The following is a 24,304-nucleotide window of genomic DNA, read 5'->3' as shown; positions in this document are numbered from 1 at the left end:
TACAAGAAAGGCTCCCAAATATTGGGAGCCTTTAAAAATCATTTCTTTTTCATAGCAAAAAACAACCGCTCTGCTGTTGGCTCAGGAGCCTTCAATGTGTAGTCCCCGGTGACCTCAATATTTGCAAAGCCTGCCTGCTCTAGCCATTTCACAAAAGAATCCTCTGGATATGTACGCTGGTAATGAAATTCTTCGACTCGGTCATATTTACCTGATAATTCATCACGGACGAAGAAAGTAAGCTCATGTTCAACACTGTGCGCGCCTTCACCTTTGAAGCTATTCCAAATATAAGTGATTTCTTCATTATCCCAGGTAAACGTCGCATCGGCAAAAATATGTTCCATTTTATAGACCGAATGGACATCAAACAGAAATAAGCCGCCTTTTTTCAAGAGGCGGTGCACCCCTTCAAGGGTCTGCCGGACCGCCTGTTCATCCTCCAAATAATTCAGGGAATCACAAAAGATGCCAATGATATCAAATTCACCTAATTCATCAAGCTCCGTCATGTCCTGCTGGAAAAATTGAATTGGCAATGACATCTCCTGAGCTTTTGCCTGGGCTACCGAAAGCATATCAGTTGATAAATCCGCGCCGGTGACATCAAAGCCTCTTTGCGCAAATCTTACAGATAGCTCCCCGGTACCGCATGCGAGGTCGAGGAGCTTCATTCCGTTCACTTGAAATTTCTCTTTGTATGCCTCTGCTATCGAAACCCATTCATCATAGGGAACGTCCTGCATAAGCTCATCATACAAATAAGCGAAACGTTCGTAAGACATTAATTTAACTCACTCTGTACGTTTTCGATCGGAGCATCTCCCCATAGGCGCTCGAGATTATAGTAGCTTCGCTCTTCTCTGTGGAAGACATGGACAACCACATCACCGATATCAATAAGCACCCATCTTGCTTCATCAAAACCTTCCATCCTCTTAAGACTATATCCCTGCTCTTCTGCTTTTTCCCTAATTTCACGGGCTATAGCCTGAACCTGCTTATCTGAATTCCCGTGGCAAATGATGAAATAATCGGCAATCAGTGAGATGCCTTTCATGTTCAGTACCATAATATCTTCTGCTCTTTTATCATCCGCTGCTTTTACCGCTGTCATTAATAATTCGCGATCACTCATTAAATCAACCTCCTGAATTTTGTACGATGCTGTTATATGCATTGAATGTATCCGGAAAGACCGGCTGGTTTTTCTTCATTAAAAAATTAATTGTATTTTTCATCGATTGAACCAAGGCCATGTCCAAATCATCCTCTGCCATTTTCCTGACTTCGTCCACTCCAGGAAAATGACGGCCTGGTTCAATATAATCAGCCAGATAGATGACCTTATCAAGAAGCGTCATGCCAATCCTTCCTGATGTATGATACCGGATTGCATCAAGGATTTCCTTGTCATCGATGCCGGCTTCCTTTTCGGCTAGATACGCTCCTACTGGCGCATGCCAGAGCTCGCTGTTAAACTCGAGCAGGATTGCCGGCATTTTTTGTTCCTCGATGATCTGTCTCATTTCATCCTTTGGGCGGAATTTAGCGTAATCATGAAAAATAGCAGCCAGTTCCGCCTTCTTTAGATCTGCTCCATGTTTCCCGGCAAGCTTGATGGCTGTCTCCATCACGCCAAGAGTATGCTGGTAACGATGTTCGGTTAGCTGCGGCTTCACAATCTGAAGTGCTTGTTCACGTTCCATATAAGCTATGCTCCTCTATATAAACCCTCACCGGTTCGGGCAGCAGATAGCGGATGCTCTTTCCGCCCTTTACTCTTTCTCTAATCATACTTGATGAGATATCCATTTGCGGTGTATCTGCATAAAGAATATCATAAGGTGATTCAGTGCTGTATGAAGGTCTGCTGACACCGACAAACTTGACCATTTTCACAAGTTCATCAATTTTATGCCATTTTGGCAGATATTCAACCATGTCTCCGCCAATGATAAAATGAAAATCAATTTCTTTATACATATCTTTTAATATTTTCATCGTTTCATACGTGTAAGATGGACCACTTCTCTCGAGCTCTGCTTTTTCAATCCTGAATTGCTGGTTATCACCTACAGCAAGCTCGAGCATAGCCAGCCTGTCTGATTGGCTGATAGGCTCATCCACTGTTTTATGAGGCGGCACCTGATTCGGCATGAACCAAACCTCATCCAGCCCATAGGCATGCAGCACCTCATTTGCAATCACTAAATGTCCGGTATGCGGCGGGTTGAAGGTTCCGCCTAAAATGCCAACCTTTTTCAAACAGGCACCTCCCAGTAATTATCTTGGAAGAACGATTTGCTTATTTTCTCGGGACTCTTTATATAAAACGATTGTATTACCGATTACCTGGACAAGCTCTGCTTTGGCACCGCGGGAAAGCTGTTCAGCCACAGTGTCCCTGTCCTCGTCACAGTTCTGCAGGATGCTAACCTTGATCAATTCTCTCGCTTCCAGCACATCTGTGATTTGCTTGACCATATTTTCATTTACCCCACCTTTTCCAACTTGAAAAATCGGAGTGAGATGATGGGCTTTCGATCTTAAAAAACGTTTTTGCTTACCTGTTAACATGTGTTAACCTCCTAAATTTCTTAAAACATTCATTTCCATTCTATCAACGTCAGGAAAAATCCCTGTCCATTTTTCAAAAGCAAGCGCTCCCTGGAAAACAAACATTCCTACACCATTCTGGACTTCAGCTCCCCTTTTGGAGGCTTCTTTTAAAAACTCTGTTTGCATTGGATTATAAATTATATCACTAACTATCGTATTTAGGGTTATGTTTTCAGGAGACAGCGGCAAACTTTCTGTATCTGGCACCATACCAATAGAAGTCGTCTGGACGATCAGCTGATAGTCAGCCAGTGACTTTTCGGCTTCTTCGCGGCCAAGAACATTTGTATCCACCTTGAAAGGGCAAGAAGCTGCAAGTTCCTCAGCTTTTTCAGCAGTGCGATTATACAGGTCAATTCGCTCAAACCCTGCCTGGGCCATCGAAAAGTAAATGGCCCTCGAAGCTCCGCCGGCACCAATAATCAAAGCTGATCTTGAATCAAGATCAGCAGCCATATATTCAAGCCCTTTAACAAAGCCCGGACCATCCGTATTATAGCCTACCAGAAAGCCATTTTCGTTTTTGACAGTGTTGACCGCTCCTATTGCTCTTGCCAGTGGATCCACTTTATCAAGGTGCGTCATGATTGCTGTTTTATGCGGAATGGTTACATTGAATCCGCTCACACCCAGCGCTTTCAATCCTTTCACAGCATCCTCAAGATTCCCTTTGCTTACATGAAATGGCAGATAAACAGCATCAATTCCATAAAGCCCGAATAAATCATTGTGCATGGCAGGAGACATCGAATGCGCAATAGGAGCACCGATGACACCGAACAATTTTTTCAATTCCTCTCCCGCCCTTTCTATTTAAGTTGGATTACGTAACCTCTTATTATAGACGGCCCTTACCGGCTCTAAATAAGTGACCTTCTCAGCATAACATGAACGCCTTTAGGGACATGCGCGGCGATTTTTGCGCCTGCGTCATTGACCGTTACCCAGCCAAGTCCTGAAAAAACAACATCAGTTTTCGCTTCCTTGATCGTGAACTCATGACGGACAAGTTCAGGGAATTCATCCATCTGCTCACGGCGCGGCGGTGTCAGCAGCTCACCAGCATGGTTCTGATACAACTCATCCGCCTTTTCAAGCTTTGTCCGGTGTATGCTGATTTCATTCGGCACATAACAGGAGAAAGATCTTCTGCCGCCAGATATATAATCGAAACGGGCCAGACCGCCGAAAAACAGCGTCTGCTGTTCATTTAGCTGGTATACCTTCGGCTTGATTTCTTTTTTTGGTGTGATGAACTTCAAATCTCGCTTATCAACGTAGTGCGCCATCTGATGATGGTTGATGATACCCGGTGTATCAACAATCGCTTTTCCATCCTCAAGCGGGATTTCTATCATATCAAGAGTAGTTCCCGGAAAGTGAGAAGTCGTGATGACATCTCCTTCCCCTGTTACTTCCTTGATGATCCTGTTAATAAACGTAGATTTCCCTACATTTGTACAGCCTACAATATAGACATCCTTGCCATTGCGATATTCATCTATTACTGCAGCAGCTTCCCTGATATTATATCCTTTTGCAGCACTGACGAGGGATACATCAATCGGATTGAGTCCCAGTTCCCTGGACTCTTTCTTCATCCAGTCAATCAATTTTCGCTGCTTGACCGATTTAGGAACAAGATCGGCCTTATTGCCAATCAATAATACCGGGTTTTTTCCGGCAAAACGCTGGATTCCTGGCAGCCAGCTCCCATTGAAGTCGAAAATATCAACAATCTTGACAATCAGGGCATCCCTGCTGCCCAGTTCATTCAATATTTTTAGGAAGTCGTCATCCGTCAGGCTAACATCCTGGATTTCATTATAATTTTTCAAGCGGAAGCATCTCTGGCAGACGACAACCTCTTTTTCCAATGAAGAGGCCGGGGCATATCCCAATTCCTCTGGCTTCTCCGTCTGGATTTTTATACCACAACCTGTACAGTTAAATTGCTCACTCAAATCTTAGTCCTCCCAATTAAGCTTTCCTTGTTTCCTGAACCAATTTAAAATTCTTCTTTCTACTTTCCTGTTGAACCTGGTCACAAACCCATCCGTCTGTGCAACTGGAACAACGAGAATCGTATGGAAGCCGCTTTTGTTACCGCCTAGTACATCGGTTAAAAGCTGGTCACCAATTACGACTGTTTCTTCCTTTTTAATTCCCATTTCCTTCAAAGCTTTATTGAAAGCTCGTCCCATCGGCTTTTTCGCCTGAAATATAAATGGTATTTTAAGTGGATCGGAAAATGCTTTTACTCTTTTTTCATTATTGTTTGAAACGATCGTTACGAGTATTTCATGTTTCCTCATATTATCAAACCACTCGATAAGCTTTGGAGTCGCACTTGGGCGGTCCCATTCAACGAGTGTATTGTCGAGATCTGTTATGATGCCCTTTACGCCCTTTTCCTTTAAGCTCTCAGGCTGGATTTCAAATATACTTTTCACATGCTGGTCCGGCAAAAAATGCTTTAGCAATTTCATTACACCTCATTAAATAAATTCCTATCATACCGTTAACATCATACCCAATTTTATCCTCGTATTCAAAACAAACATATAAATAGATAAGAAATAAAGAATTTAACCCGCTAAAGATCGTCAAAAATACTATCAATTCGCCTGTATTCGAAATTTTTAAAAAAAATCTCAAAAAACTTTTCGACAAAATCCAGCCATTTCCAGTCCTGTGGATAACCTTATACACAAAATACACATTGATTCTATTAATAATTTCCCATTTATAAACAAATTAATCACAGGTTATCCACCGCCGTTTGTGGATAATTAGAACAGTTGTTCTCTAAGTTTCATTCTGATAGAGTAAGGGTAGAACAAAACAACTTACAATTATATGCAATTAGCATCTGTTTTAGAAGATCCTTTTGGGGGTGAATGACTGGAATGCGTAAACTGTCGGACGAGCTGTTGATCGAGTCATATTTTAAAGCAAGAGAGTTGAATTTAAGCTACGAGTTTATTCGTTTGATTGAAACCGAAATACACCGGCGTTCATTATCTAACCGAATTAAAGCCTCATCCTGACAGCCCCTAAAAGGGCTTTTTTTTTGCTATTTTTCAGACAGCCTTATTCATTAACATTATAAAAATGGCTAAAGGCACAGATTCATTCTGTGCCCCCTCGCCTTTTAGACTTGTCCATTTAATGTGCCGATCTTCTCGCCATACTTAATATGATAGGGAGGAGTGATTTCCGGCAGCAGGTCAATAGAATTTTTCTCGAACAATAAGACTACAGTTGAGCCAAAGGTGAAGTATGCCATTTGCTCACCTTTTTCCAGCTTCTGGCCGTCGTGGGTTGTTTCAATCGAATTGACGAACATGGCCCCTACTTTGATTACAGCTGCCATCCCCGCTTCATGTTTGATTTCAGTAATCTTCCGATAGTTTTTAGACAATGGGTAGTTTCCATATTTCAATCCCATTTTGTTAACTGGATGCGACTTCTTTCCCAAAGTCCACTGATTAACGACCTCACCAGTCACCGGGCTATGAATTTGATGGTAGTGGCTTGGGCTCAAGTAAAAAATCATATAAGTCCCCTGCTCATACCTCGCCATCGCTTCATCATTACCGAGCATTTCGGATATAGAATAAACCTTCCCTTTTACCATGATCGTATGATCAGCTTCAATTTGGCCCACTTCTTCGATTACCGAATCTACTGGACTAACTACTGAATGAGGCTCCTGATCTATCTCCCTAGCGCCCTCTTTCAGGTTCCGGATGAAAAATTGATGGAGACTTTCATACTCCCCAATCGGCCTTTCCATTTCCTCCTGGTTGATTTTATACGTCTTAGCAAAGGAAGGAATAATCCTTTTGCTGCTTTTGGATTTTGCGAATTTATGCAGAATGGCTGAAGTCCACTTCCCATTTGTCAATTCGATGAGCAGACGATATATAGATTGGAACAATGCGATTACCTCCGATTATTATCTATGCGTGCACCGAATAGATTGTTTGTTTTGCTTTAATTAATCAAAATTTCCGAAAAGTATCAAAAAGAAATCTTTACGAAAAAGCATAATCAGCTTAGAATTATATATTATTATATAATAACCCAATGTGCCAGTTCCCTTTTCTGATTTCGAGGAGTGAAAATATGTTTCTGCATGATGTACTTGACAATACTGTCAAGAAAGTAAAATCCCAGACAGCCAATCTACTGACATTGGCAAATCTTTCTTTAGGCGGATTCGCGATCATCTTTGCCATCAACGGCAATCTGAATTTAAGTCTTTTACTGATTTTTATAGCAGCTCTGGCTGATCGTTTTGATGGCATGGTTGCAAGAAAGCTCAATATCGAATCCGATCTTGGAAAACAGTTAGATTCCATGAGTGATATTATATCATTCGGGGTCGCGCCTGCACTATTAATCTATCAGGGAATTTTATCCGATTTTGGTGCTCCCGGGGCCTTCTTCATCGTTTTCTACATAGGCTGCGGGGCCTTCCGCCTGGCACGATTCAATATCACCGAGAATACCGGGTATTTCACAGGATTGCCGATTACAGCAGCAGGAGTACTGGCAACACTGAGCTTCCTGGCCATCCCCCTCCTTCCACCACAGACATTCCTGTTCACTATGATGACCCTCAGCCTGCTGATGGTCAGTCCCTTCAAGCTGAAAAAAGTATAAAAACCCAGCCTGATAACGGCTGGGTTTTCGTATGTTTTTTATGGCTATAGAAGCCTGTGTAACCAAATTCCCTCTTTTTAGGGGGACATTACTGCTGCCAATTTGGGAACCGCTTTAGCAAAGCTATTTACTCCTCAGTCAAAGCCATAAATTCCTCGACATCCTCTACACACATACGGACAGCTTTTTCCCAGAAATCCTTTTTCGTAAGATCGACGTTCAAGTGCTTTTGAGCAAGGTCCTCGACTGTCATAGAAGCAGAGTCCTTCAACAAAGCAATATATTTCTCCTCATACCCCTTACCTTCTTCCTGGGCCAATGCATAAATCCCAAGAGAGAATAAGTAACCGAATGTATACGGGAAGTTATAAAAAGGTACTCCAGTGATAAAGAAGTGCAGCTTTGAAGCCCAGAATAATGGGTGATACTGATCCAGCGCGCCGCCGTATGCTTCTGTCTGTGCATTTTCCATCAGTTCGCCCAGTCTTTCTGCAGTGACGACTCCTTGCTTGCGTTCTTCATAGAATTTTGTCTCAAACAGGAACCTCGAATGAATATTCATCAAAAGCGCAACAGAACGCTGGATTTTATCCTCCAACAGACCAAGTTTTTCTTCTTTTGTTTTTGCGTTTTTGACAGATGCATCAGAAACAATCATTTCAGCAAAAGTCGATGCAGTTTCGGCAACATTCATCGCATAATTACGATTCAGTAAATGTAAATCCCTCATCGCATAAGTGTGGAAACCATGTCCAAGCTCGTGCGCAAGTGTAGAAACATTGGATGGTGTTCCTGAGTAAGTCATGAAAATCCGGGATTGGCTGCTCTCAGGGAAGAAGGTATGGAATCCGCCTGGAGCCTTCCCAGGGCGATCCTCCGCCTCAATCCAGTTGTTTTCAAATGCCATCTTCGCAAAGTCTGCCTTGTCCTTGCCAAATTGCTCAAAATTCTCGATGATAAAATCTGCGCCTTCCTGATAGGACATTTTCGTCTCGGTACTGCCAATCGGTGCATCTAAATCGTACCAGCTCAACTTTTCAAGTCCAAGAAGCTTTGCCTTCCGATCGAGGAACTGAACAAATGGCTCCTTATTGTCGGAAATGACCTCCCACATGGCATTAAGTGTTTCTTTTTTCATCCGGTTAATATCAAGCGGCTCTTTCAATACATCTTCCCAGCCGCGGAGTTTATAGACATTCAAACGAAAGCCCGCAAGATGGTTAAGAGTTTTTGCGAAGGCCTCCTCATTCTCTCCCCAGGCTTTTTCCCATTGAGCAAAAATCTCCTTACGGACAGAGCGGTCAGCATCGGAGAGCTTATTGGCTGCCTGGCCGACAGATAAACTTTCTTCTTTATAATTGATTTTCGTATTGCCAACAAGAAGGTCATACATCTGACCCCAGCTATGGTAGCCGTCTACACTCAAGGCATTGATTGCTGATTCTTCTTTTTCGGAAAGTTTTTCCGCAGCACGCTCGCGTCGCTCTGACAGTACAAAACGCAGCTCATGCAACAATCCTTCCTGGACAAGCTCCTCCCAAACACTTTCCGAAAAGCTGGATAGCTTCTGGTCAAAGATTGTCAGCGCCGTTTGCAATGACGCACTTAGTTCTGTGACTGCCGATTTTAATTGTCCGGCTTTTTTATCACCAGTATTCTGAGCATGCAAACAGCTTACAAAAGCCCCTGCCTGCCTTACCTTCCTGGCTGCTCCATCAAACATTTCTACAAGACTTGCCAGCCTTTTCCCCTCGCTTTTCTTGTCTGCTGGCTGCCAGCTCTCAACTTCCTTCTTGAAACTTGCGATTTCCTTACCTGCAGACTTAAGGTGCTCAGCGAATACGGGTGAATCACTTCCCCCTTCAAAAAACACGTCTAAGTCCCAAACTTCAGAGTATGTATTGGACATTGAATAGTACCCCCTTTTTTTCTATTATATTATTATAATGTTATTTTTCTAAAATTTCTATTTTTTCAAATGTTTTTCTGGATATGATTCTGCAGGATGATGCAGAAAATGTTTTTACCCTTAAAAATTTTATTATTCGTAAGGGAATAATGTAAGCAGGAATCAAAATAATAGGCTGTTTTCGTAAAGAGTGTTGTTAACATCCTAAAGCCGATTTTAACGTGATAAAAAGCCATTTTGCAGTGCGGAATTAAGTGTCAAGCTCTTTTCTCATGATAAACTTTATTTTTGTGAAGAAGCATAGGTCATTCAATCCTATTTTGTAGTTTGAGAAAAGAGCCAAAGAACAACAAGCGCAAGCGCCTCGTTAAGCCCCGACAAGCGCTGGAGGGCCTGACAGTGAAGTCGTTCTTTGACTTCATTGGCAGGACCGAAACGACTCGAGGGGCTAGGCGCTGGAGCTGGATTAATAAAACTTCAGAGAGTTATCCACAACTCAATAACTTTTATAAATTCCTTAACCATAATAAAGGTTTACCCTTGATTGCAGGATAAACCTTCTGCCTTCTATCCGTAGAAGTACCACCAGCCGCCAAAGATCAGGACTATGACCAGCAGGATGATGAACAGTGCAAACCATACACCACTTCCGCCGTAATATCCCGGATAACCTCCATAAGGTGCACCGTATGGTGGATAATAACCGTAAGGCATACTTTCACACTCCTTTTCTATATCCTATTATTACTTTATGGGATTCTGTCCATTTTGGTTTGGGCTTTTGGCGAACCTTTTCAAAAATGTTATGTAAAACTCGTTATACGTGCACAGTTTTTCCAAACTTTTAAGGTAGGATGAACTTAACAATTACATTTTCAAGGAGTTTTTTTATATGGCTACGATTTTGTTAGTAGATGATGAAACGCGAATGGTTGATTTGCTTGCGCTGTATTTAACACCATTAGGATATAAATGCATAAAAAAAACTTCAGGCAGTGAAGCCATCAGCTTTCTCGAGAACGACAACGCTGATCTCGTTTTGCTTGATGTCATGATGCCTGAGATGGATGGCTGGGAGACATGCAATGAAATTCGCAAACATTGGGATATCCCCGTCATCATGCTTACTGCAAGGAGTGAGAAGCCTGACATTGTCCGAGGCTTGAAAATTGGAGCTGATGATTATATCACCAAACCGTTCGATGAAGGTGAATTAGTTGCAAGAATTGAGGCAGTGCTGCGGAGGCAAACTGCCCAAAGTCCCCTTCTCTCTTTCAATGGTTTAAAACTTAATATAGATTCCTATGATGTGCAGTTCAACGGGACTTTGATTCCGCTTACCCCTAAGGAATTTGCCCTGCTAAGCCTTTTCCTGCAAAACGTCAACAAGGTCTTTACAAGGGAACACTTAATTTCCACTATATGGGGATATGGAGTTGATACAGAAGACCGTACGATCGATTCACATGTAAGGAACCTTAGAGATAAACTTCGCAAATCTGGTTTTGCTGCGGACAATCATCTATCTACCGTTTGGGGTGTAGGTTATAAGTGGGTTGATTGATTAAACTTTTTGCCATAAATAGTTTCAGTCATAACCCTTTGGATAAAGAGAGATAATAGTGACGTTAACTTTTAGGCAGGGGGATGATAGAATGGAGACTTTATATGATCGCCTGAGCGGACAGGAAGCCATTTCAAAAGTAGTAGATGTATTTTATGAAAAAATACTGGCTGATCAAACAGTCAATAAGTTTTTCGAGGAAACAGACATGGAAAAACAGCGCCGACACCAATCATTGTTCATAAGCTGGGCATTAGGCGGGCCTAACCAATATTCCGGAAGAAGCATGGAGCTTGCGCATAAAGGCATGAATCTTAATGATGAGCATTTTGGAGCGATCGCCAATCATCTTGCTGCTAGCCTGAGGGAATTCAATGTACCGGAAGAAGACATCAACGAAGTACTGGAGAAACTGACAGGCATGAAGAACGAAATTCTTTATAAATAATGAAGAAAAGGAGAGGAAAATCCCCTCTCCTTTTCTATTTACGCTGTTTTCGTAAACTATGTTGCTTTTAGATCCAATTGACGCATATTCGATTCGGAAGCATCTCCGAGAAGAGCCCGAAACCTCTAAGAATGCGGAAAACTGTATGTGTTCGTAAAGCAACAATCAGTTGCGAAAAACAGCCTTTATTTATTTAATTGTTTAGGCAGGTTTTGCAGGAAGGAGATCATCAATGTCATGCCTTCCCTTGTTTCTTTCTGGGTGACCGCCTTCATAAGCTGCATGGATGACAATGGCTCTTTATCCTTTGTTTCCTCTTGAGCATGATGAAAAGCAGTTAGCATTCCATCTACAAGGTCAATGGCACCAAGCTGGACGAAGGAATCTGCAAGTTCTACACCTTTGATTGCCTTCTCAGCCATATCTGTCACCATCGGGCCAGTCATGGCACCCTTCATGGCAGCTGCCATATCCGCAAGCTGCATCAAGGATTTCAAGACACCTGTTTCTTCCATGCGTTTTACTTCCATTAAAGTACGCTCAAGGTTCTCAGCCACCTCAGGAAGGGCCTTTAATAAGGAAAGCGTTTCAGGCTGAAGCAGATCGTCGGCCATCTCGACCATCTTTACCCCTGTTTCGGCAATCGTCGAGACCATTTCACCGGTTACTGCATTCATGGCAGCATCGGTGAAGCTGACAAGTTTATGTTGGTCTTTTTGTTGAGCTTGAGGTGTTTCTGTAGCCATCTCAACCACCCCTTCTATAAAATCCCTTTGGCATTTAACCAGTAAAGCTCATTGTATACAGCTTTGAACCAGTGCAGCAGGTCGGAAGTTTCTGCAGGCTGCGGTGGATTATTGTAATCGAATGTAATCATGCTGGCATCTTCAAGGCTGTTTTCAAGGAAGCACGCGACCTTTCCATTGTACACAGCAGTTTCAGGACGGCCTGTCAATCTGCTGATGATGTTCGCAACCAGCGATTCAGACTGGTAGTGTGCCGTTGAACCAGCTTTGCTGATTGGAAGATTTGTAGCATCACCAATTACATATACATCATCCCGGCCAATCATCTTCAATGTTGTACGGTTTGTCGGAATGAAGCCTGATTCATCGCCGATGCCGGAATCAATCACAGCTTTAGCGCCTGTATGGGCTGGAATAGTTATAAGCATGTCATATTCATGTTCTGAACCATCCATTGTGATGGCCACTTTGCGCTTTGGATCCACTTCTTCCAGGTTGAAGAATGTTTCGTACTTGATATCGCGTTTCTCAAACTGTGGCAAGCCCCACTCAGCAACAGGAACAAGTGAATGGATACGGCCGATTGGATAAGCGTATTTTATTTCAATATCCTTGCGTCTTCCATTCTTGCGGTAATAGTCATCCAGCATCAATGCAAGCTCAAGCGGAGCAGCAGGACATTTATGCGGCACATCAATCGTGATCAGAATTTTTCCTTTTTCCATGGCTGCAAGATCCTCGCGCAGGCGTTCAGCACCTTCAAGCGTATAGAAGTTATGCGCTCCTTCTCTTAAGCCAGGTACACTGTCGAAATCAGGATGTGATCCTGTTGCGATGACAAGGTAGTCATACTGATACTGCTTCTTGCCTTTGACCGTCTTCTTTTCAACATCAATTTTTTCAACATCATCATATACCAGGTTCACATGACGATGAACGAGTGTTTCCTGCTTTCTGATGAAATGCTCGGATGGCTTCTCATTGAAAGCGATGAATAAGTATCCTGGCTGGTAGATATGCTTTTCTGTATTGGAAATCAACGTGACTTCGACTTCATGCTTCTTGATTTCTTCCCCAAGCTGGCGGGCTAGTCTGTTTGCGACCATAGTACCCGCGCTGCCGGCTCCAAGAACGACGATTTTCTTTGTCATTTGGTCCACACCTCTTTATCGGATTCTTTGATGAAGGCTCTTACTGTTTAAACAGCAATCACTTACTTTACCTTTTTAACCGCGATCTTGAATTCATCGCCTTCATTTTCGAGGTAGGCAATTTCGTGGCCCATTTTGTTTACCCATTCAGGAATATCGACTGCTGAACCTTTATCTGTTGAAAGAACTTCTACAACATCGCCAACTTGTGCTGTCTTGATTCCTTTTACCAATTCCATTAACGGACCTGGGCAATATGCCCCTCTTGCATCGATTGATTTAGTTACTTGTACTTCACTCATGATTTTTTCCTCCTGTATAGTTAAGTGTTATGTTAAAATTAGAAAAGATTTTATATTTTTGCATGAAGGGGAAAAGGTTGAAAGGCCTGCACGCCATCCACTTTTTCCTGCTTCTGCAGCTTACATTGTAATAACTGTTGCTCCCTGAGTCATTCCAAGGAATTTCGTAACCCCGATTACTCCATCAAATACATCAATCATGTCTTCTTCTTGCCAATCCATGATGTCCATCGCTAATGCGCAGCCGTAAATATTAAGTTCTCCCATATCTTTTCCTTCCTGTAAAAGTGAATCAAATAATGGGATCTTTTTAGCCAGCATTTCCTTGCCAATAGTTCCAGTGATAAAATCAGTAGTTTCAAAGCTGTCTTTGCGGAAAGATTTTAATGCGTTCATCGTGACGAAGACATTCACAGTCATGCCTGACATTGATGCGACTGATCCGACCAATGCACCAGCATGCAGCTTCTCAAGATCTTCTGATAATAAAATAACGGCTAAAGATGGAGCTTGTTGTTCCATAATTTATTTCCTCCTAATAAATTCGAATGATTTACCTTACACTTGAATTATACCTATACCCCTATGTCTATGTCTGTTTCTTTTATGTGAACTTTCTTAGTCTAAAAAGTGACAAAACAAGGTGTTCATAGAATTATCTCTTGCTTCTACAAAATATTTTTCTGGCTTAAATTTCCAATATAAAATATTTATGCGGACAGACACAATCGTCCCCCTTCAGACATAGGAATTTATTATAGGCGAAAGCCTAAAAATGCGGGGGTGGAAACATGTCGGGCATACTAGCAGCACTCGGGTACTTAGTTAAAGAAGTGATCCTTCTTGTTTCGTATGTTAAAAACAATGCATTTCCTCAACCGTTATCTGCAGCTGATGAGCGAAAGTACTTAAGGTTGATGGCTAATGGCGATCCACACGCAAGAAATATGCTGATTGAGCACAATCTGAGGCTTGTCGCACATATCGTGAAAAAATTCGAAAACACCGGCGAGGATTCGGAGGATTTGATTTCTATCGGAACAATCGGTCTGATCAAGGCTATTGAAAGCTATTCGGAAGGCAAAGGCACCAAACTCGCAACATATGCTGCCAGATGCATAGAAAATGAAATCCTCATGCACTTAAGAGCATTGAAGAAAACCAAGAAGGATGTATCATTGCACGATCCCATCGGCCAGGACAAAGAAGGAAATGAAATTTCGCTCATCGATGTCCTGAAGTCAGAATCAGAAGATGTCATTGATACCATCCAGCTCAATATGGAGCTTGAAAAAGTAAAAGAATATATCGATGTCCTCGATGAGCGTGAAAAAGAGGTCATTGTTGGCCGATTTGGCCTTGATTTAAAGAAGGAAAAAACACAGCGTGAAATTGCGAAAGAACTTGGCATCTCAAGAAGTTATGTATCCAGGATCGAGAAGAGGGCATTGATGAAGATGTTCCATGAATTTTATCGGGCGGAAAAAGAAAAGAAGAAGAATAAAGGGAAGTAACGCAGAAACCCGGGCAACGCTCCGGGTTTTTTCAGTATCAATTTATCCAGGGAAAAGAACAAAAAGCGCAAGTGCCTCGTTAAGCCCCGACAAGCGCTGCCCGCCTATGACGCCACGTCCTGTGGCTGGCGGGTCTAGCACATCGTGTGCCTCGGAGGGCCTGACAGTGAAGTCGTTCTTTGACTTCATTGGCAGGAACGAAGCGTCTCGAGGAATTAGGAGCCGCAGCTAGACAAGCGACTCGAGGGGCTAGGCGCTGGAGCTGGATTAAGAAAACTTCAGAGAGTTATCCACAACTCAATAACTTTTATAAATTCCTTAACCACAAGAAAGGTATCAACCCAAATTGGATTGATACCTTCAGAAACTCTATTCCACGCTTACTTCTGCAGCAACTACGAGACCGACAGCGCCGCAGATCACCAATCCCATGACAATCAAGAACATGCCTATCACCCCTTCAGCATTCACCCGTATTTACACCAAATTTACCATATAATGACGGTGCTAAAAGGAAGAGGTTGTGAACATTTTGTTAACGATGGGATTTCTTTTTCCTGAATATTAGTGTTAACAGCAATACGTGCAGTGACATACAGATTACCTCCCGACCCCGTCGTTAGGTGGTGTCCTTCTCCACCCATAAGCTAGCCAGTCTTCTTTGAATTAGATAAACCATTTTCATTCCACCTTTCTTTAGTTGATTATTCAAATGAATTAAAACAGGCGCAGCATTGTTTGACGAGTTTTGTTGTCTTCAACCATTTTTTCTACCATTTCGTTATGGCGAATCTCTTCCAAAGACATTTGGCGTTTGTTAATTGTAATTGTAAAGAACAAGATATTTAAGGTCATAATCGGTTCACCTCCTTTTTTATTTCCACCCCAAAAAGCCGCAAGGATTCCTCCCCTGCGGCAAAATGGGCACAAAAAAGCCACAGGGCACGATTCTCCCTGCGGCCATGGATGTATAAGTGTCAAAAAACAGCTTAAATAATCCATTCCGATCCGGTCGAATGCGTATTGCGATATGAAGTTTGTGCGTTATCCCAGTATCCATTCATGATCATTTCACTCGACCTCCTTTTGAATTATTTAACCACACTGGTAAGTATATCCACTTTACTTTAATTTGTAAACCTTTTTTTGCCCGATTTTCCCAAAAAGCATTCGTCAAAATCCAACAAAAAAAACGCCCAAAGGACGTTTTATTTCTTCATTAATAACTCCTGGCCTTCTTCTGACTCAATCAGCTCGTTGCGGTATTTTTTCGCAAAAGAAAAAAATACGATAGAACCAGCAAGAAACACGATGGACGCACCAGTAGCAATATATATATCTGTCATCACTTTCGTTTCAGACGGAAGGATCGTTCCAAGATAAAAGAAAACTCCTACAGCAAGCAGGACTGTCGCAAATTGTTTAACGTCAACCATTTTCTCATAGAGTTGCTTAGCCTTCATTAATATCACCTGCATTTTAATAGACTTAACCACAACCCTACTGTAACATCTTTTAAACGTTTTTTACGTATGTAATTTTTGGAAAATGGGTGAGTTGAGATATTTTGTGAGGAGATTAAGGTTACGTTAATATTTTCGGATGCACCAGAGCTGCTGCTTCGGGTAAAACTAGCGGCTTCAGCTTTGATTTTGTCCGAACCCGGGGCTACTTCGGACAAAACTAGCGGACTTCCCTTTGATTTTGTCCGAACCTGGTACTACTTCGGACAAAACTGACTGCTCCTGCTGAGATTTTGTCCGAACCTAAGGCTACTTCGGACAAAACTGACTGCTCCTGCTGTGATTTTGTCCGAACCTAAGGCTACTTCGGACAAAACTGGCGGCTCCAGCTTTGATTTTGTCCGAACCTAGGGCTACTTCGGACAAAACTACCTGACATCCCTTTGTTTTTGTCTGAACCTAGGGCTGCTTCGGACAAAACTGGCGGCTCCAGCTTTGATTTTGTCCGAACCTAGGGCTACTTCGGACAAAACTAGCGGACTTCCCTTTGATTTTGTCCGAACCTGGGGCTGGTTCAGACAAAACTAGCTGCTCCAGCTGTGATTTTGTCCGAACCTGGACTACTTCGGACAAAACTACCTGACATCCCTTTGTTTTTGTCCGAACCTAGGGCTGCTTCGGACAAAACTAGCGGACATCCCTTTAATTTTGTCCGAACCTGGGGCTACTTCGGACAAAACTAGCGGACATCCATTTAATTTTGTCCGAACCTAGGGCTACTTCAGACAAAACTGGCGGCTCCAGCTGTGACTTTGTCCGAACCTAGGGCTACTTCAGACAAAACTGGCGGCTTCAGCTGTGATTTTGTCCGAACCCGGGGCTACTTCGGACAAAACTAGCGGACTTCCCTTTGATTTTGTCCGAACCTAGGGCTACTTCAGACAAAACTGGCGGCTCCAGCTTTGATTTTGTCCGAACCTGAGGCTGCTTCAGACAAAACTAACGGCTTCAGCTGTGATTTTGTCCGAACCTAAGGCTACTTCAGACAAAACTAGCTGCTCCAGCTGTGATTTTGTCCGAACCCGGGACTACTTCGGACAAAACTACCTGACATCCCTTTGATTTTGTTCGAACCTAGGGCTACTTCGGCCAAAACTAGCGGCTTCAGCTGTGATTTTGTCCAAACCTAGGGCTGGTTCAGACAAAACTAGCTGCTCCAGCTGTGATTTTGTCCGAACCCGGGGCTACTTCGGACAAAACTAGCGGACTTCCCTTTGATTTTGTCCGAACCTGGGACTACTTCGGACAAAACTACCTGACATCCCTTTGTTTTTGTCCGAACCTAAGGCTACTTTGGACAAAACTAGCGGACTTCCCTTTGATTTTGTCCGAACCTGCGCCCCCTCTCCAATTTTCCTCCAGAAAAAATAGCGTGGAATAAATTCCACGCTAAAAAAAGATTCACATTCATTAATTCTTCCAGTTCTTCACCATCTCATTGACGATCTCGAAAGAATTCTTGGATGCGAGTTTCGTAAATTCAAGGAAGTTAACGTCTGCTGAGCCGTCTGCCTGGTCAGACATTGAACGAATGATCACGAATGGGATGCTGTTCATGCTACATACTTGTCCCACGGCTGCGCCTTCCATTTCTGTACAATATCCATTAAGCTCCTCATAAAGAAACTTTACCTTATCACGGTCGGCGATGAACTGATCGCCTGACAGTATTCTCCCGCTGATAATTTTCTTATCCGCAACAATTTCTTCGGTTGCTGAAATTGCCAAATCCACCAAACGCCCGTCGGCTTTAAATACAGATACTTCCGTATATGGGATTTCCCCTAGTTTGAAGCCCAGTGCACGAACATCCATATCATGCTGCACACAATCAGTGGAGATGACAATGTCCCCAATTCTCAGGTCAGGATTTACAGCACCCGCTACGCCTGTGAAAACAATCTCGGATGCAGAGAATTCATCAATCAGGATTTGAGTACATACACTCGCGTTCACTTTCCCTACACCAGATTTACATAGTACAATGTCATACCCATTGAAGGTGCCGACATAGAAAGTGATGCCTGCTTTCTTTTTCTCATCATAATCCTTCATGGCGTCGAGGATATGCTGTATTTCTTCATCCATTGCACCAATAATACCAATTCTGCTCATCTTTTTGTCCTCCAATTTATAATAAGTTCTTTATCTAACTTCCGGTCTCTCCTGGCTTCTGCGACTGTTTTTCGTCCTATCCCCTATGTCCATTTACTAACTATGTAAAATTTCATGACAGGAGTTTCGACATTCGATTTGCTTCATAGAGTACTTTTTCTTCATCTATCGTTGTAAAATGTCCGTTGGCAAGAATTTGTTTTCCCTGTACATAGACATCCTTTACATCCCGTCCAGACCCGGAATAAACAAGGTGGGAAACTGGATTATGCTTAGGATAAAAGAAAGACTGATTGGAATTTACGACGATAAAATCTGCGTCTTTTCCTGCTTCAAGAGATCCAATCCGATCATTCAGCCAGAGGGATTCTGCTCCATGGATCGTAGCCATCCTCAAAGCTTCCTGAGCGGTGATTACCGTCGCATCCTGGGCAAATCCTTTATGGATCGTCGCGGCAGCTTTCAGCTCTTCAAATAAGTCGAGATTATTGTTGGAAGCTGCACTGTCTGTCCCAAGGCTGACGGTCACTCCCTTTTCCAGCATTTTGCCAATCGGGGCAATGCCGCTGCCCAATTTGAGGTTACTGATGACATTATGTGATACCTTCACATCTTTTTCCGCGAGGATTTGAATATCTTCGTCATTCACATGCACCGCATGGGCGACAAGCGAAGGCCGTTCAAAGAATCCTAACTTTTCCAGGTGGCGTACCGGTGTAGCGCCGTATTCCTCGATATTCTTATCTACTTCAAATTTCGTTTCGGACATATGAGTATGCAGCGGAACATTCAGCTCGGCCGATTTATCAATGATCTGGGAGATATACTCTGGTGAGCAGGTATACGGGGAGTGAGGTGACAGCATCGTCGCAATCCTTCCATTGGCGCCGTTATTCCAGCTTTTCGCAAAATCTGCCGCTTCCTTAAGCTTGCTCTGTCGAAGTTCCTCCGAACCAAAGCCTATCACACCCCGGCACAGCACTCCACGGATGCCTGCTTCCTCAACTGCCATTGCGACCTCATCCATATTGTCATACATGTCAACAAATGTCGTTGTACCAGTGCGGATCATTTCAAGGATAGATAGCTTCGCACCCCATCTTGCATGTTCAGGTGTATATTTAGCTTCAAGCGGCCAAATTTTGTCCTCCAGCCATGTCTGCAAATGCAAATCATCCGCATAGCCTCGCAGCAGTGACATCGGCGTGTGTCCATGGGTATTGACCAGGCCAGGGAGCAGGGTATTCCCTTTTAAATCTACTTTTTCCTCATAAGAGGTAAAATCATCAGGCGTGATGCCCACAAAGATGATTTTCTCCCCTTCAACGGCAATAGCCCCATTCTCGATCACTGCATGTTCTGTGTTACTCGTAACAATCGTCCCATTATAAAATATCTTCCTCGTCATATTAATCTCTCCTATGTAAGAACACTTACTTACTAGAATCTGGTGCTAGTCATTAAAATATGCCTGCCGTTTTAATTTATCAAAATAAGTTTCATTTTTATAGAGAATTTGCTATTTTATTTTGTGTAGATACTGTTGAATCAAAAGGAGAAGGAATATATGGATTTCCAATTTGAACTGATAGAAGACAAGGTTGAATTTTTTGAAGCGGTCGATTTAAAAGCTCTTGAAAAAAAAATCAATAAGCAAATCGAAATCAATAAAGCGATCATGCTGTCTGTCCATCATGTGTCCCACCAGATGCATCTAGATGATAAAGGAAGGCTGTTCTATTCCGCTGTTGTCCACTTCAAGGCAAAAAAATAAAGGGGCTGCCATTCTTTCGCCCCTTTCCCTTTACATCTTTATCGCTTATCGTTTTGAATCAATTCTTCTACCTTTACTGGCTTCCAGCCTTCGCCGTCCACCCACTGAATCCAAACTCTGAATGTCTGGTCACTGCCTTTCTCAGAAATCGTTCCAACCGCTGTATTAGGCGCACCGCCATTTTCATTCCACCATACTGTCATGTTGTCTTTATTGATTCCGGTAGCGTAGGAATAGGCCAGAATCATTTCCTGCCAATCTACTGCATTTTGGTCGAATACGGTATTATGTTCGCCGGATTGGGTAGTACCGACGGGTTTCCATTCAGGGTTTTCAATTGTTTGTTTCACATTGGCATCACTGCCGCCCTCAGTCACAATTGGATCAGCCAATTCTTCATCATTTTCAGACTCATCAACAGCCTCTTCTGACTCTGTTTCATCAGCCGCTTCCTTATCTGAATCCTGGCTATCGTCTTTTTTGGCCGTATCCTTGGTGTCCTCTTTTTTATCTGGAGAGGCTGCGTCCTTATCCTTCTCGGCCGCAACACCGTTTTGATCGGCTGCCCCTTCATCATTGCTGAAGAAAATGTTAAATGAGACAATTCCAATTAACAAAATGACGACAACAATCAAGCTATTTAAAATAAGGTTCGTTTTTCTGCGCTTAGCCCTTAATCGTGAACGTGTCCCCTCATTTAGGTTATCATAATCATCGTGCTTCAAGATCTTTCCCTCCCTTATAAGGTTGTCAACATTCTACCATGACTGGGGGCAAACTTGAAGGATTTTATATTCATCTAATGATGGCTCAATTGTTTTCAGGACCTTCAGCATGGTTAAATGCATACACCTCTTTTACTATATCTGCAAAAAGGGGATTCACACCGCCTTCATCTTCTAAAACCCCTAAGTTGACAGTTACAAGAGCATACTTAGGTTTTTCATAGGGAAAATATCCGGCGAACCACTTATTATGCAGCTGCTTGTCGCTATTATTGTAAATCCCGGTTTCCGCTGTTCCAGACTTTCCCGCCACGGCATACGGCAAGTCCCTGAACCACCTACCCGTTCCCTGCTCATTCACAACAACCTCTCGTAAAAGCTTTTGTAGTTTCATCGCGGTGAATGGAGATATTTTGTCTCCTTCAAGCTTCTGTTTAGGAAATTCAGTCATTTCAGCACCATTTTGATACTGGATGGACAGAACAGCCCTGATCATGTCTTTTTCCCCGCCCCTGGCGATTGTAGCCATCATGTTCGCAACGGCGAGGGGAGACACCCTTACTTCATGCTGGCCAATTCCCGATAAAGCTGCAAAATTTTTATCTTTCCGTGCTTCATCAGATAAAAAGACCCTTCCCTTTTCCTCGTCCTGAAGCTGGCTGAAATCTTCAAGATTGAAAATATCACCCTTCCATCCTGTACCGCCAGTGATTGACAGCTTCTCTGCGTATTTTTCGAGCATATTGGGGTCCTGCTCCTGAAGCTCCCTGGCCACTTCTCCAAAAGCCCTGTTGCAGCTTACTGCAAAGCTATCAGTGAAATTGAGCATTCCATAGTCATATTTCAAATCTGGTGCACCGCTGATTGTTTTGCTGCAATCAAATTTCCTGGCTGGATCATCAAGTCCCTGATCGATCGCTGCCGCCGCAACAACCGTTTTAAAGATGGAACCGGGTATATGCTGCTTGACCATCATATTTTCTATTCCTTCATCATCGAAGGGTTTTCCCTGATTTATGACAGGCCTTGACACCATTGCCAGTATACTGTTTGTTTCAATATCGAGAAGCACCACACCGCCTCTGTTGATGTTGTGCAAATCAACTTTGTCCTCTAAAAGCAATTGCAGGTCTTTGTCTATTGAAGTCTGGAGGTTAATTGGATAAAAAGGATTTGCTGGGTCAATGTATTTTACATTAATCCCGAATAGTGGCGCTCCTTCTCCGTCGACATGATAAACCAGCTTTGATTTCCCTTCAGCAACAAGGAACTCGTCAAAGCTCTTTTCCAATCCGGAGAGACCAATCAAGGTTCTTGGCAGGAAATCTTTCTCGCCATACCTTGATTTTAGAAGTGCTTCATTCTCGCCTATGATACCCAGAAGCTGGGCAGCCGGCACTTTCTCCATTGGATACTTCCGCTCAACGGCAAAAACTCCCGGGATTTCCAGCTCATTAATAATTTCCATCTGACTCTTTGTCAAAATCACCGGGTCCGGATCGCCAAAAGCAAATGGTTCCTTGGACTTTTCCACTGCTTTTTTCAATGAGTATACAGATATGCCTAGAGTACGCGCAACCTTGTCAGCTTCCCAGTCCATCTTCTTTAAAAAGGGGAACAGGACGAGAACGGACGAAGTTTCATAGGATAAAGGGGCCCCTGAGCGGTCGAGGAAGTTTCCTCTCCCATTATCTACGACCATTTCCTGCGACCTTTGCTTGACGCTTGCTTCTATAAGATTAATTTCATGCCTGGAAAAGGATTCCGTTTCAAATAACTGCAGCTGGGCCAGCCTTAAAATCAGCAGACAAAAGGCAGCTATACAAATGGAAATCCATGCCACCATTCTTTTTTTTCGCATAAAAAACACCTCGTCAAAAGTGTTGACGAGGTGCCGAGGTTTCAAACATATGGTATTTACTTTATTGTCGTGATGCGAACGTTCATTTCACCGCCAGGAGTCTGGACAGTCACTTCGTCCCCTACTTTTTTGCCCATCAGGCTTTTCGCAATCGGAGAGTCGTTCGAGATTTTGCCCTCAAACGGGTCAGCTTCAGCGCTTCCTACTATTGTATAAGATTCTTCATCGCCATCAGGAAGCTCGACGAAAGTCACTGTACGGCCAAGGCTGACTGCATCTGTGCTCACTTCATTTTCCTGGATGATTTTTGCATTGCGGATCATATTTTCAAGAGTCGTGATACGTCCTTCTACAAAGGCTTGTTCCTCTTTTGCGGAATCGTACTCAGAGTTCTCTGAAAGATCGCCAAAGCTGCGAGCGATCTTGATTCTCTCAACAACTTCTTTTCGTTTAACAGTCTTTAATTGTTCCAATTCTTGTTCCAGCTTTTCTTTTCCTGCCTGTGTCATAGGAAACACTTTTTCTGTAGCCAAAATACTTCACTCCTTCTAGTCTTCACAAATCCCCAATAAAATAGATTGTGTAATATTATATTATGTATCCTGAAAAATATACAGGAGCGCGTCCTTGGGCAGGGCGCGCGATTTAAATAGAGCCATTTCAGGCCATTTATTTCTCATTGGACAAAAGGAAGCACTTTATTCAAGTACTTCCATGTCCACATTATCTATGCTATTGTGTCATAAAAATGATTTTTGTTCAAGAATTGTTTGAATTTTTGTTACCATCAGGTCGATCGCAACATGGTTGTGGCCGCCTTCCGGAATGATCACATCTGCGTAACGCTTCGTCGGTTCGATGAACTGGTTGTGCATCGGCCTAACCACAGTCACATACTGTTCGATGACCGAGTCCATTGAACGGCCGCGCTCCTTGATGTCTCGAAGCAGCCTGCGGATGATCCGCAGATCGGCATCTGTATCGACATAAAGCTTGATATCCATCAGATCGCGCAATCTTTCGTCCTCAAGGATCAGGATTCCTTCAAGGATGATAACATCCTTCGGTTCAACATGGACAACTTCGCTTGATCGAGTATGGACGGCATAATCATAAACCGGCTTCTCAATCGCCTCGTGGCGGAGCAGCTTTTGGATATGCTCGATCAACAGATCATTGTCAAATGCCAGCGGATGGTCATAATTTGTTTTTAAACGCTCTTCCATTGGCAGATGGCTTTGGTCCTTGTAATAGTAGTCTTGTTCAATCATCAGGATTGATTGACTCTTAAAGCTATCATATATTGCTTTTGTTACACTAGTCTTTCCTGAGCCGGAGCCGCCGGCTACACCAATTACAACAGGTTTGCGGTCCATTGA

The 24,304-nt window shown here is 43.0% G+C and carries 30 protein-coding genes; 7 read left to right on the top strand and 23 right to left on the bottom strand.

Annotated features, from left to right (window positions below):
- Positions 1-38: 38 nt before the first annotated feature.
- The 8 genes from J7E35_RS06640 to J7E35_RS06605 form a co-directional block, all read right to left on the bottom strand.
- On the bottom strand, positions 39-785 hold the full coding sequence (locus J7E35_RS06640; protein ID WP_214778176.1) for a class I SAM-dependent DNA methyltransferase: 747 nt from the start codon (positions 783-785) through the stop codon (positions 39-41).
- A complete protein-coding gene (gene rsfS / locus J7E35_RS06635; protein WP_214778175.1) occupies positions 785-1,138 on the bottom strand; it encodes a ribosome silencing factor in 354 nt (117 codons plus the stop codon). The genes J7E35_RS06640 and rsfS overlap by 1 nt, the downstream gene beginning before the upstream one ends.
- Positions 1,139-1,142: 4 nt before the next feature.
- The gene (yqeK, locus tag J7E35_RS06630; protein ID WP_214778168.1) at positions 1,143-1,709 is read right to left on the bottom strand and encodes a bis(5'-nucleosyl)-tetraphosphatase (symmetrical) YqeK; all 567 of its coding nucleotides are present in this window, start codon (positions 1,707-1,709) and stop codon (positions 1,143-1,145) included.
- The gene (locus J7E35_RS06625) at positions 1,699-2,268 is read right to left on the bottom strand and encodes a nicotinate-nucleotide adenylyltransferase (protein WP_214778165.1); all 570 of its coding nucleotides are present in this window, start codon (positions 2,266-2,268) and stop codon (positions 1,699-1,701) included. Before J7E35_RS06625 ends, yqeK begins: the two co-directional genes overlap by 11 nt.
- 18 nt (positions 2,269-2,286) lie before the next feature.
- The gene (yhbY, locus tag J7E35_RS06620; RefSeq protein ID WP_214778163.1) at positions 2,287-2,580 is read right to left on the bottom strand and encodes a ribosome assembly RNA-binding protein YhbY; all 294 of its coding nucleotides are present in this window, start codon (positions 2,578-2,580) and stop codon (positions 2,287-2,289) included.
- A gap of 3 nt (positions 2,581-2,583) precedes the next feature.
- Entirely contained in the window at positions 2,584-3,414 is an 831-nt protein-coding gene (gene aroE, locus J7E35_RS06615) for a shikimate dehydrogenase (RefSeq protein ID WP_214778160.1), read from the bottom strand.
- Between the two features lie 68 nt (positions 3,415-3,482).
- Entirely contained in the window at positions 3,483-4,586 is a 1,104-nt protein-coding gene (yqeH, locus tag J7E35_RS06610) for a ribosome biogenesis GTPase YqeH (protein ID WP_214778158.1), read from the bottom strand.
- 3 nt (positions 4,587-4,589) lie between these two features.
- Positions 4,590-5,105 carry a YqeG family HAD IIIA-type phosphatase gene (locus tag J7E35_RS06605; RefSeq protein ID WP_214778156.1) on the bottom strand — a complete coding sequence of 172 codons (516 nt, stop codon included), beginning with the start codon at positions 5,103-5,105 and terminating at the stop codon, positions 4,590-4,592.
- 426 nt (positions 5,106-5,531) lie between these two features.
- Here J7E35_RS06605 and sda point away from each other — a divergent pair, with 426 nt between their 5' ends.
- A complete protein-coding gene (gene sda, locus J7E35_RS06600; RefSeq protein ID WP_102265137.1) occupies positions 5,532-5,672 on the top strand; it encodes a sporulation histidine kinase inhibitor Sda in 141 nt (46 codons plus the stop codon).
- A 104-nt stretch (positions 5,673-5,776) separates the two neighbouring features.
- On the opposite strand, the gene J7E35_RS06595 is transcribed toward sda, so the two are convergent.
- On the bottom strand, positions 5,777-6,565 hold the full coding sequence (locus tag J7E35_RS06595; RefSeq protein ID WP_214778154.1) for a phosphatidylserine decarboxylase: 789 nt from the start codon (positions 6,563-6,565) through the stop codon (positions 5,777-5,779).
- 188 nt (positions 6,566-6,753) lie between these two features.
- Here J7E35_RS06595 and pssA point away from each other — a divergent pair, with 188 nt between their 5' ends.
- A complete protein-coding gene (gene pssA / locus J7E35_RS06590; protein WP_214778152.1) occupies positions 6,754-7,293 on the top strand; it encodes a CDP-diacylglycerol--serine O-phosphatidyltransferase in 540 nt (179 codons plus the stop codon).
- Positions 7,294-7,420: 127 nt separating this feature from the next.
- Here the strand turns inward: pssA and J7E35_RS06585 are convergent, their stop codons facing one another.
- Complete coding sequence (locus J7E35_RS06585) at positions 7,421-9,202, bottom strand: M3 family oligoendopeptidase (protein WP_214778150.1); 1,782 nt, start codon at positions 9,200-9,202, stop codon at positions 7,421-7,423.
- A gap of 399 nt (positions 9,203-9,601) precedes the next feature.
- Between J7E35_RS06585 and J7E35_RS06580 the strand changes: the two genes are divergently transcribed.
- A complete protein-coding gene (locus tag J7E35_RS06580) occupies positions 9,602-9,757 on the top strand; it encodes a hypothetical protein (protein ID WP_214778148.1) in 156 nt (51 codons plus the stop codon).
- Between the two features lie 12 nt (positions 9,758-9,769).
- On the opposite strand, the gene J7E35_RS06575 is transcribed toward J7E35_RS06580, so the two are convergent.
- Positions 9,770-9,916, bottom strand: a complete 147-nt coding sequence (locus J7E35_RS06575; RefSeq protein WP_170029993.1) for a hypothetical protein — start codon at positions 9,914-9,916, stop codon at positions 9,770-9,772.
- Between the two features lie 178 nt (positions 9,917-10,094).
- On the opposite strand from J7E35_RS06575, the gene J7E35_RS06570 reads away from it, so the two are divergent.
- Together J7E35_RS06570 and J7E35_RS06565 are read left to right on the top strand one after the other, a co-directional pair.
- Positions 10,095-10,766 carry a response regulator transcription factor gene (locus J7E35_RS06570; RefSeq protein WP_214778146.1) on the top strand — a complete coding sequence of 224 codons (672 nt, stop codon included), beginning with the start codon at positions 10,095-10,097 and terminating at the stop codon, positions 10,764-10,766.
- Between the two features lie 91 nt (positions 10,767-10,857).
- Complete coding sequence (locus tag J7E35_RS06565; protein WP_214778144.1) at positions 10,858-11,214, top strand: group I truncated hemoglobin; 357 nt, start codon at positions 10,858-10,860, stop codon at positions 11,212-11,214.
- Positions 11,215-11,399: 185 nt separating this feature from the next.
- On the opposite strand, the gene J7E35_RS06560 is transcribed toward J7E35_RS06565, so the two are convergent.
- The 4 genes from J7E35_RS06560 to J7E35_RS06545 form a co-directional block, all read right to left on the bottom strand.
- The gene (locus tag J7E35_RS06560) at positions 11,400-11,960 is read right to left on the bottom strand and encodes a helical membrane plugin domain-containing protein (protein WP_214778142.1); all 561 of its coding nucleotides are present in this window, start codon (positions 11,958-11,960) and stop codon (positions 11,400-11,402) included.
- A gap of 14 nt (positions 11,961-11,974) precedes the next feature.
- Positions 11,975-13,111 carry an NAD(P)/FAD-dependent oxidoreductase gene (locus J7E35_RS06555; RefSeq protein WP_214778140.1) on the bottom strand — a complete coding sequence of 379 codons (1,137 nt, stop codon included), beginning with the start codon at positions 13,109-13,111 and terminating at the stop codon, positions 11,975-11,977.
- Positions 13,112-13,173: 62 nt separating this feature from the next.
- Positions 13,174-13,413, bottom strand: a complete 240-nt coding sequence (locus tag J7E35_RS06550; protein WP_023627220.1) for a sulfurtransferase TusA family protein — start codon at positions 13,411-13,413, stop codon at positions 13,174-13,176.
- A gap of 120 nt (positions 13,414-13,533) precedes the next feature.
- Complete coding sequence (locus J7E35_RS06545) at positions 13,534-13,935, bottom strand: DsrE/DsrF/DrsH-like family protein (RefSeq protein WP_041965171.1); 402 nt, start codon at positions 13,933-13,935, stop codon at positions 13,534-13,536.
- A 269-nt stretch (positions 13,936-14,204) separates the two neighbouring features.
- Here J7E35_RS06545 and sigK point away from each other — a divergent pair, with 269 nt between their 5' ends.
- Positions 14,205-14,927, top strand: coding sequence for an RNA polymerase sporulation sigma factor SigK (sigK, locus tag J7E35_RS06540; protein WP_214778138.1), 723 nt, complete (start codon positions 14,205-14,207; stop codon positions 14,925-14,927).
- Between the two features lie 717 nt (positions 14,928-15,644).
- Here sigK and J7E35_RS23210 read toward each other — a convergent pair.
- From J7E35_RS23210 to J7E35_RS06520, 4 genes are all read right to left on the bottom strand, one after another.
- Entirely contained in the window at positions 15,645-15,866 is a 222-nt protein-coding gene (locus tag J7E35_RS23210; protein WP_353050339.1) for a YrzI family small protein, read from the bottom strand.
- A gap of 269 nt (positions 15,867-16,135) precedes the next feature.
- Positions 16,136-16,390: a YrhC family protein gene (locus tag J7E35_RS06530; RefSeq protein ID WP_251009380.1), complete on the bottom strand. Its 255-nt coding sequence runs from the start codon at positions 16,388-16,390 to the stop codon at positions 16,136-16,138.
- Positions 16,391-17,860: 1,470 nt separating this feature from the next.
- A complete protein-coding gene (locus J7E35_RS06525; protein WP_214778136.1) occupies positions 17,861-18,565 on the bottom strand; it encodes a 5'-methylthioadenosine/adenosylhomocysteine nucleosidase in 705 nt (234 codons plus the stop codon).
- A 112-nt stretch (positions 18,566-18,677) separates the two neighbouring features.
- Positions 18,678-19,973 (bottom strand): amidohydrolase family protein, encoded by a 1,296-nt coding sequence (locus J7E35_RS06520; RefSeq protein WP_214778134.1) that lies wholly within the window; start codon positions 19,971-19,973, stop codon positions 18,678-18,680.
- 159 nt (positions 19,974-20,132) lie between these two features.
- Here J7E35_RS06520 and J7E35_RS06515 point away from each other — a divergent pair, with 159 nt between their 5' ends.
- Entirely contained in the window at positions 20,133-20,339 is a 207-nt protein-coding gene (locus J7E35_RS06515; protein ID WP_214778132.1) for a YrzA family protein, read from the top strand.
- Positions 20,340-20,377: 38 nt separating this feature from the next.
- Here the strand turns inward: J7E35_RS06515 and J7E35_RS06510 are convergent, their stop codons facing one another.
- The 4 genes from J7E35_RS06510 to udk form a co-directional block, all read right to left on the bottom strand.
- Positions 20,378-21,064 (bottom strand): YrrS family protein, encoded by a 687-nt coding sequence (locus tag J7E35_RS06510; RefSeq protein WP_214778130.1) that lies wholly within the window; start codon positions 21,062-21,064, stop codon positions 20,378-20,380.
- Positions 21,065-21,149: 85 nt separating this feature from the next.
- Positions 21,150-22,925 carry a peptidoglycan D,D-transpeptidase FtsI family protein gene (locus J7E35_RS06505; protein WP_214778128.1) on the bottom strand — a complete coding sequence of 592 codons (1,776 nt, stop codon included), beginning with the start codon at positions 22,923-22,925 and terminating at the stop codon, positions 21,150-21,152.
- A gap of 56 nt (positions 22,926-22,981) precedes the next feature.
- Entirely contained in the window at positions 22,982-23,458 is a 477-nt protein-coding gene (greA, locus tag J7E35_RS06500) for a transcription elongation factor GreA (RefSeq protein ID WP_214778126.1), read from the bottom strand.
- A gap of 207 nt (positions 23,459-23,665) precedes the next feature.
- Positions 23,666-24,301 carry a uridine kinase gene (udk, locus tag J7E35_RS06495; protein ID WP_214778124.1) on the bottom strand — a complete coding sequence of 212 codons (636 nt, stop codon included), beginning with the start codon at positions 24,299-24,301 and terminating at the stop codon, positions 23,666-23,668.
- Between the last annotated feature and the right edge of the window lie 3 nt (positions 24,302-24,304).

The organism is Bacillus sp. ISL-45, assembly GCF_018613195.1.
Taxonomy (GTDB): Bacteria; Bacillota; Bacilli; order Bacillales; family Cytobacillaceae; genus Mesobacillus.
The sequence above is the reverse complement of the archived record's forward strand: the minus strand, read 5'-3'. Positions and strand labels throughout refer to the sequence as shown.

Coding starts and splice junctions, on each gene's coding strand:
- J7E35_RS06640 (WP_214778176.1), bottom strand. CDS start 785: ATGTCTTACGAACGTTTCGCTTATTTGTATGATGAGCTTATGCAGGAC.
- rsfS (WP_214778175.1), bottom strand. CDS start 1,138: ATGAGTGATCGCGAATTATTAATGACAGCGGTAAAAGCAGCGGATGAT.
- yqeK (WP_214778168.1), bottom strand. CDS start 1,709: ATGGAACGTGAACAAGCACTTCAGATTGTGAAGCCGCAGCTAACCGAA.
- yhbY (WP_214778163.1), bottom strand. CDS start 2,580: ATGTTAACAGGTAAGCAAAAACGTTTTTTAAGATCGAAAGCCCATCAT.
- sda (WP_102265137.1), top strand. CDS start 5,532: ATGCGTAAACTGTCGGACGAGCTGTTGATCGAGTCATATTTTAAAGCA.
- pssA (WP_214778152.1), top strand. CDS start 6,754: ATGTTTCTGCATGATGTACTTGACAATACTGTCAAGAAAGTAAAATCC.
- J7E35_RS06585 (WP_214778150.1), bottom strand. CDS start 9,202: ATGTCCAATACATACTCTGAAGTTTGGGACTTAGACGTGTTTTTTGAA.
- J7E35_RS06575 (WP_170029993.1), bottom strand. CDS start 9,916: ATGCCTTACGGTTATTATCCACCATACGGTGCACCTTATGGAGGTTAT.
- J7E35_RS06570 (WP_214778146.1), top strand. CDS start 10,095: ATGGCTACGATTTTGTTAGTAGATGATGAAACGCGAATGGTTGATTTG.
- J7E35_RS06565 (WP_214778144.1), top strand. CDS start 10,858: ATGGAGACTTTATATGATCGCCTGAGCGGACAGGAAGCCATTTCAAAA.
- J7E35_RS06560 (WP_214778142.1), bottom strand. CDS start 11,960: ATGGCTACAGAAACACCTCAAGCTCAACAAAAAGACCAACATAAACTT.
- J7E35_RS06555 (WP_214778140.1), bottom strand. CDS start 13,111: ATGACAAAGAAAATCGTCGTTCTTGGAGCCGGCAGCGCGGGTACTATG.
- J7E35_RS06550 (WP_023627220.1), bottom strand. CDS start 13,413: ATGAGTGAAGTACAAGTAACTAAATCAATCGATGCAAGAGGGGCATAT.
- J7E35_RS06545 (WP_041965171.1), bottom strand. CDS start 13,935: ATGGAACAACAAGCTCCATCTTTAGCCGTTATTTTATTATCAGAAGAT.
- sigK (WP_214778138.1), top strand. CDS start 14,205: ATGTCGGGCATACTAGCAGCACTCGGGTACTTAGTTAAAGAAGTGATC.
- J7E35_RS06530 (WP_251009380.1), bottom strand. CDS start 16,390: ATGAAGGCTAAGCAACTCTATGAGAAAATGGTTGACGTTAAACAATTT.
- J7E35_RS06525 (WP_214778136.1), bottom strand. CDS start 18,565: ATGAGCAGAATTGGTATTATTGGTGCAATGGATGAAGAAATACAGCAT.
- J7E35_RS06520 (WP_214778134.1), bottom strand. CDS start 19,973: ATGACGAGGAAGATATTTTATAATGGGACGATTGTTACGAGTAACACA.
- J7E35_RS06515 (WP_214778132.1), top strand. CDS start 20,133: ATGGATTTCCAATTTGAACTGATAGAAGACAAGGTTGAATTTTTTGAA.
- J7E35_RS06505 (WP_214778128.1), bottom strand. CDS start 22,925: ATGCGAAAAAAAAGAATGGTGGCATGGATTTCCATTTGTATAGCTGCC.
- udk (WP_214778124.1), bottom strand. CDS start 24,301: ATGGACCGCAAACCTGTTGTAATTGGTGTAGCCGGCGGCTCCGGCTCA.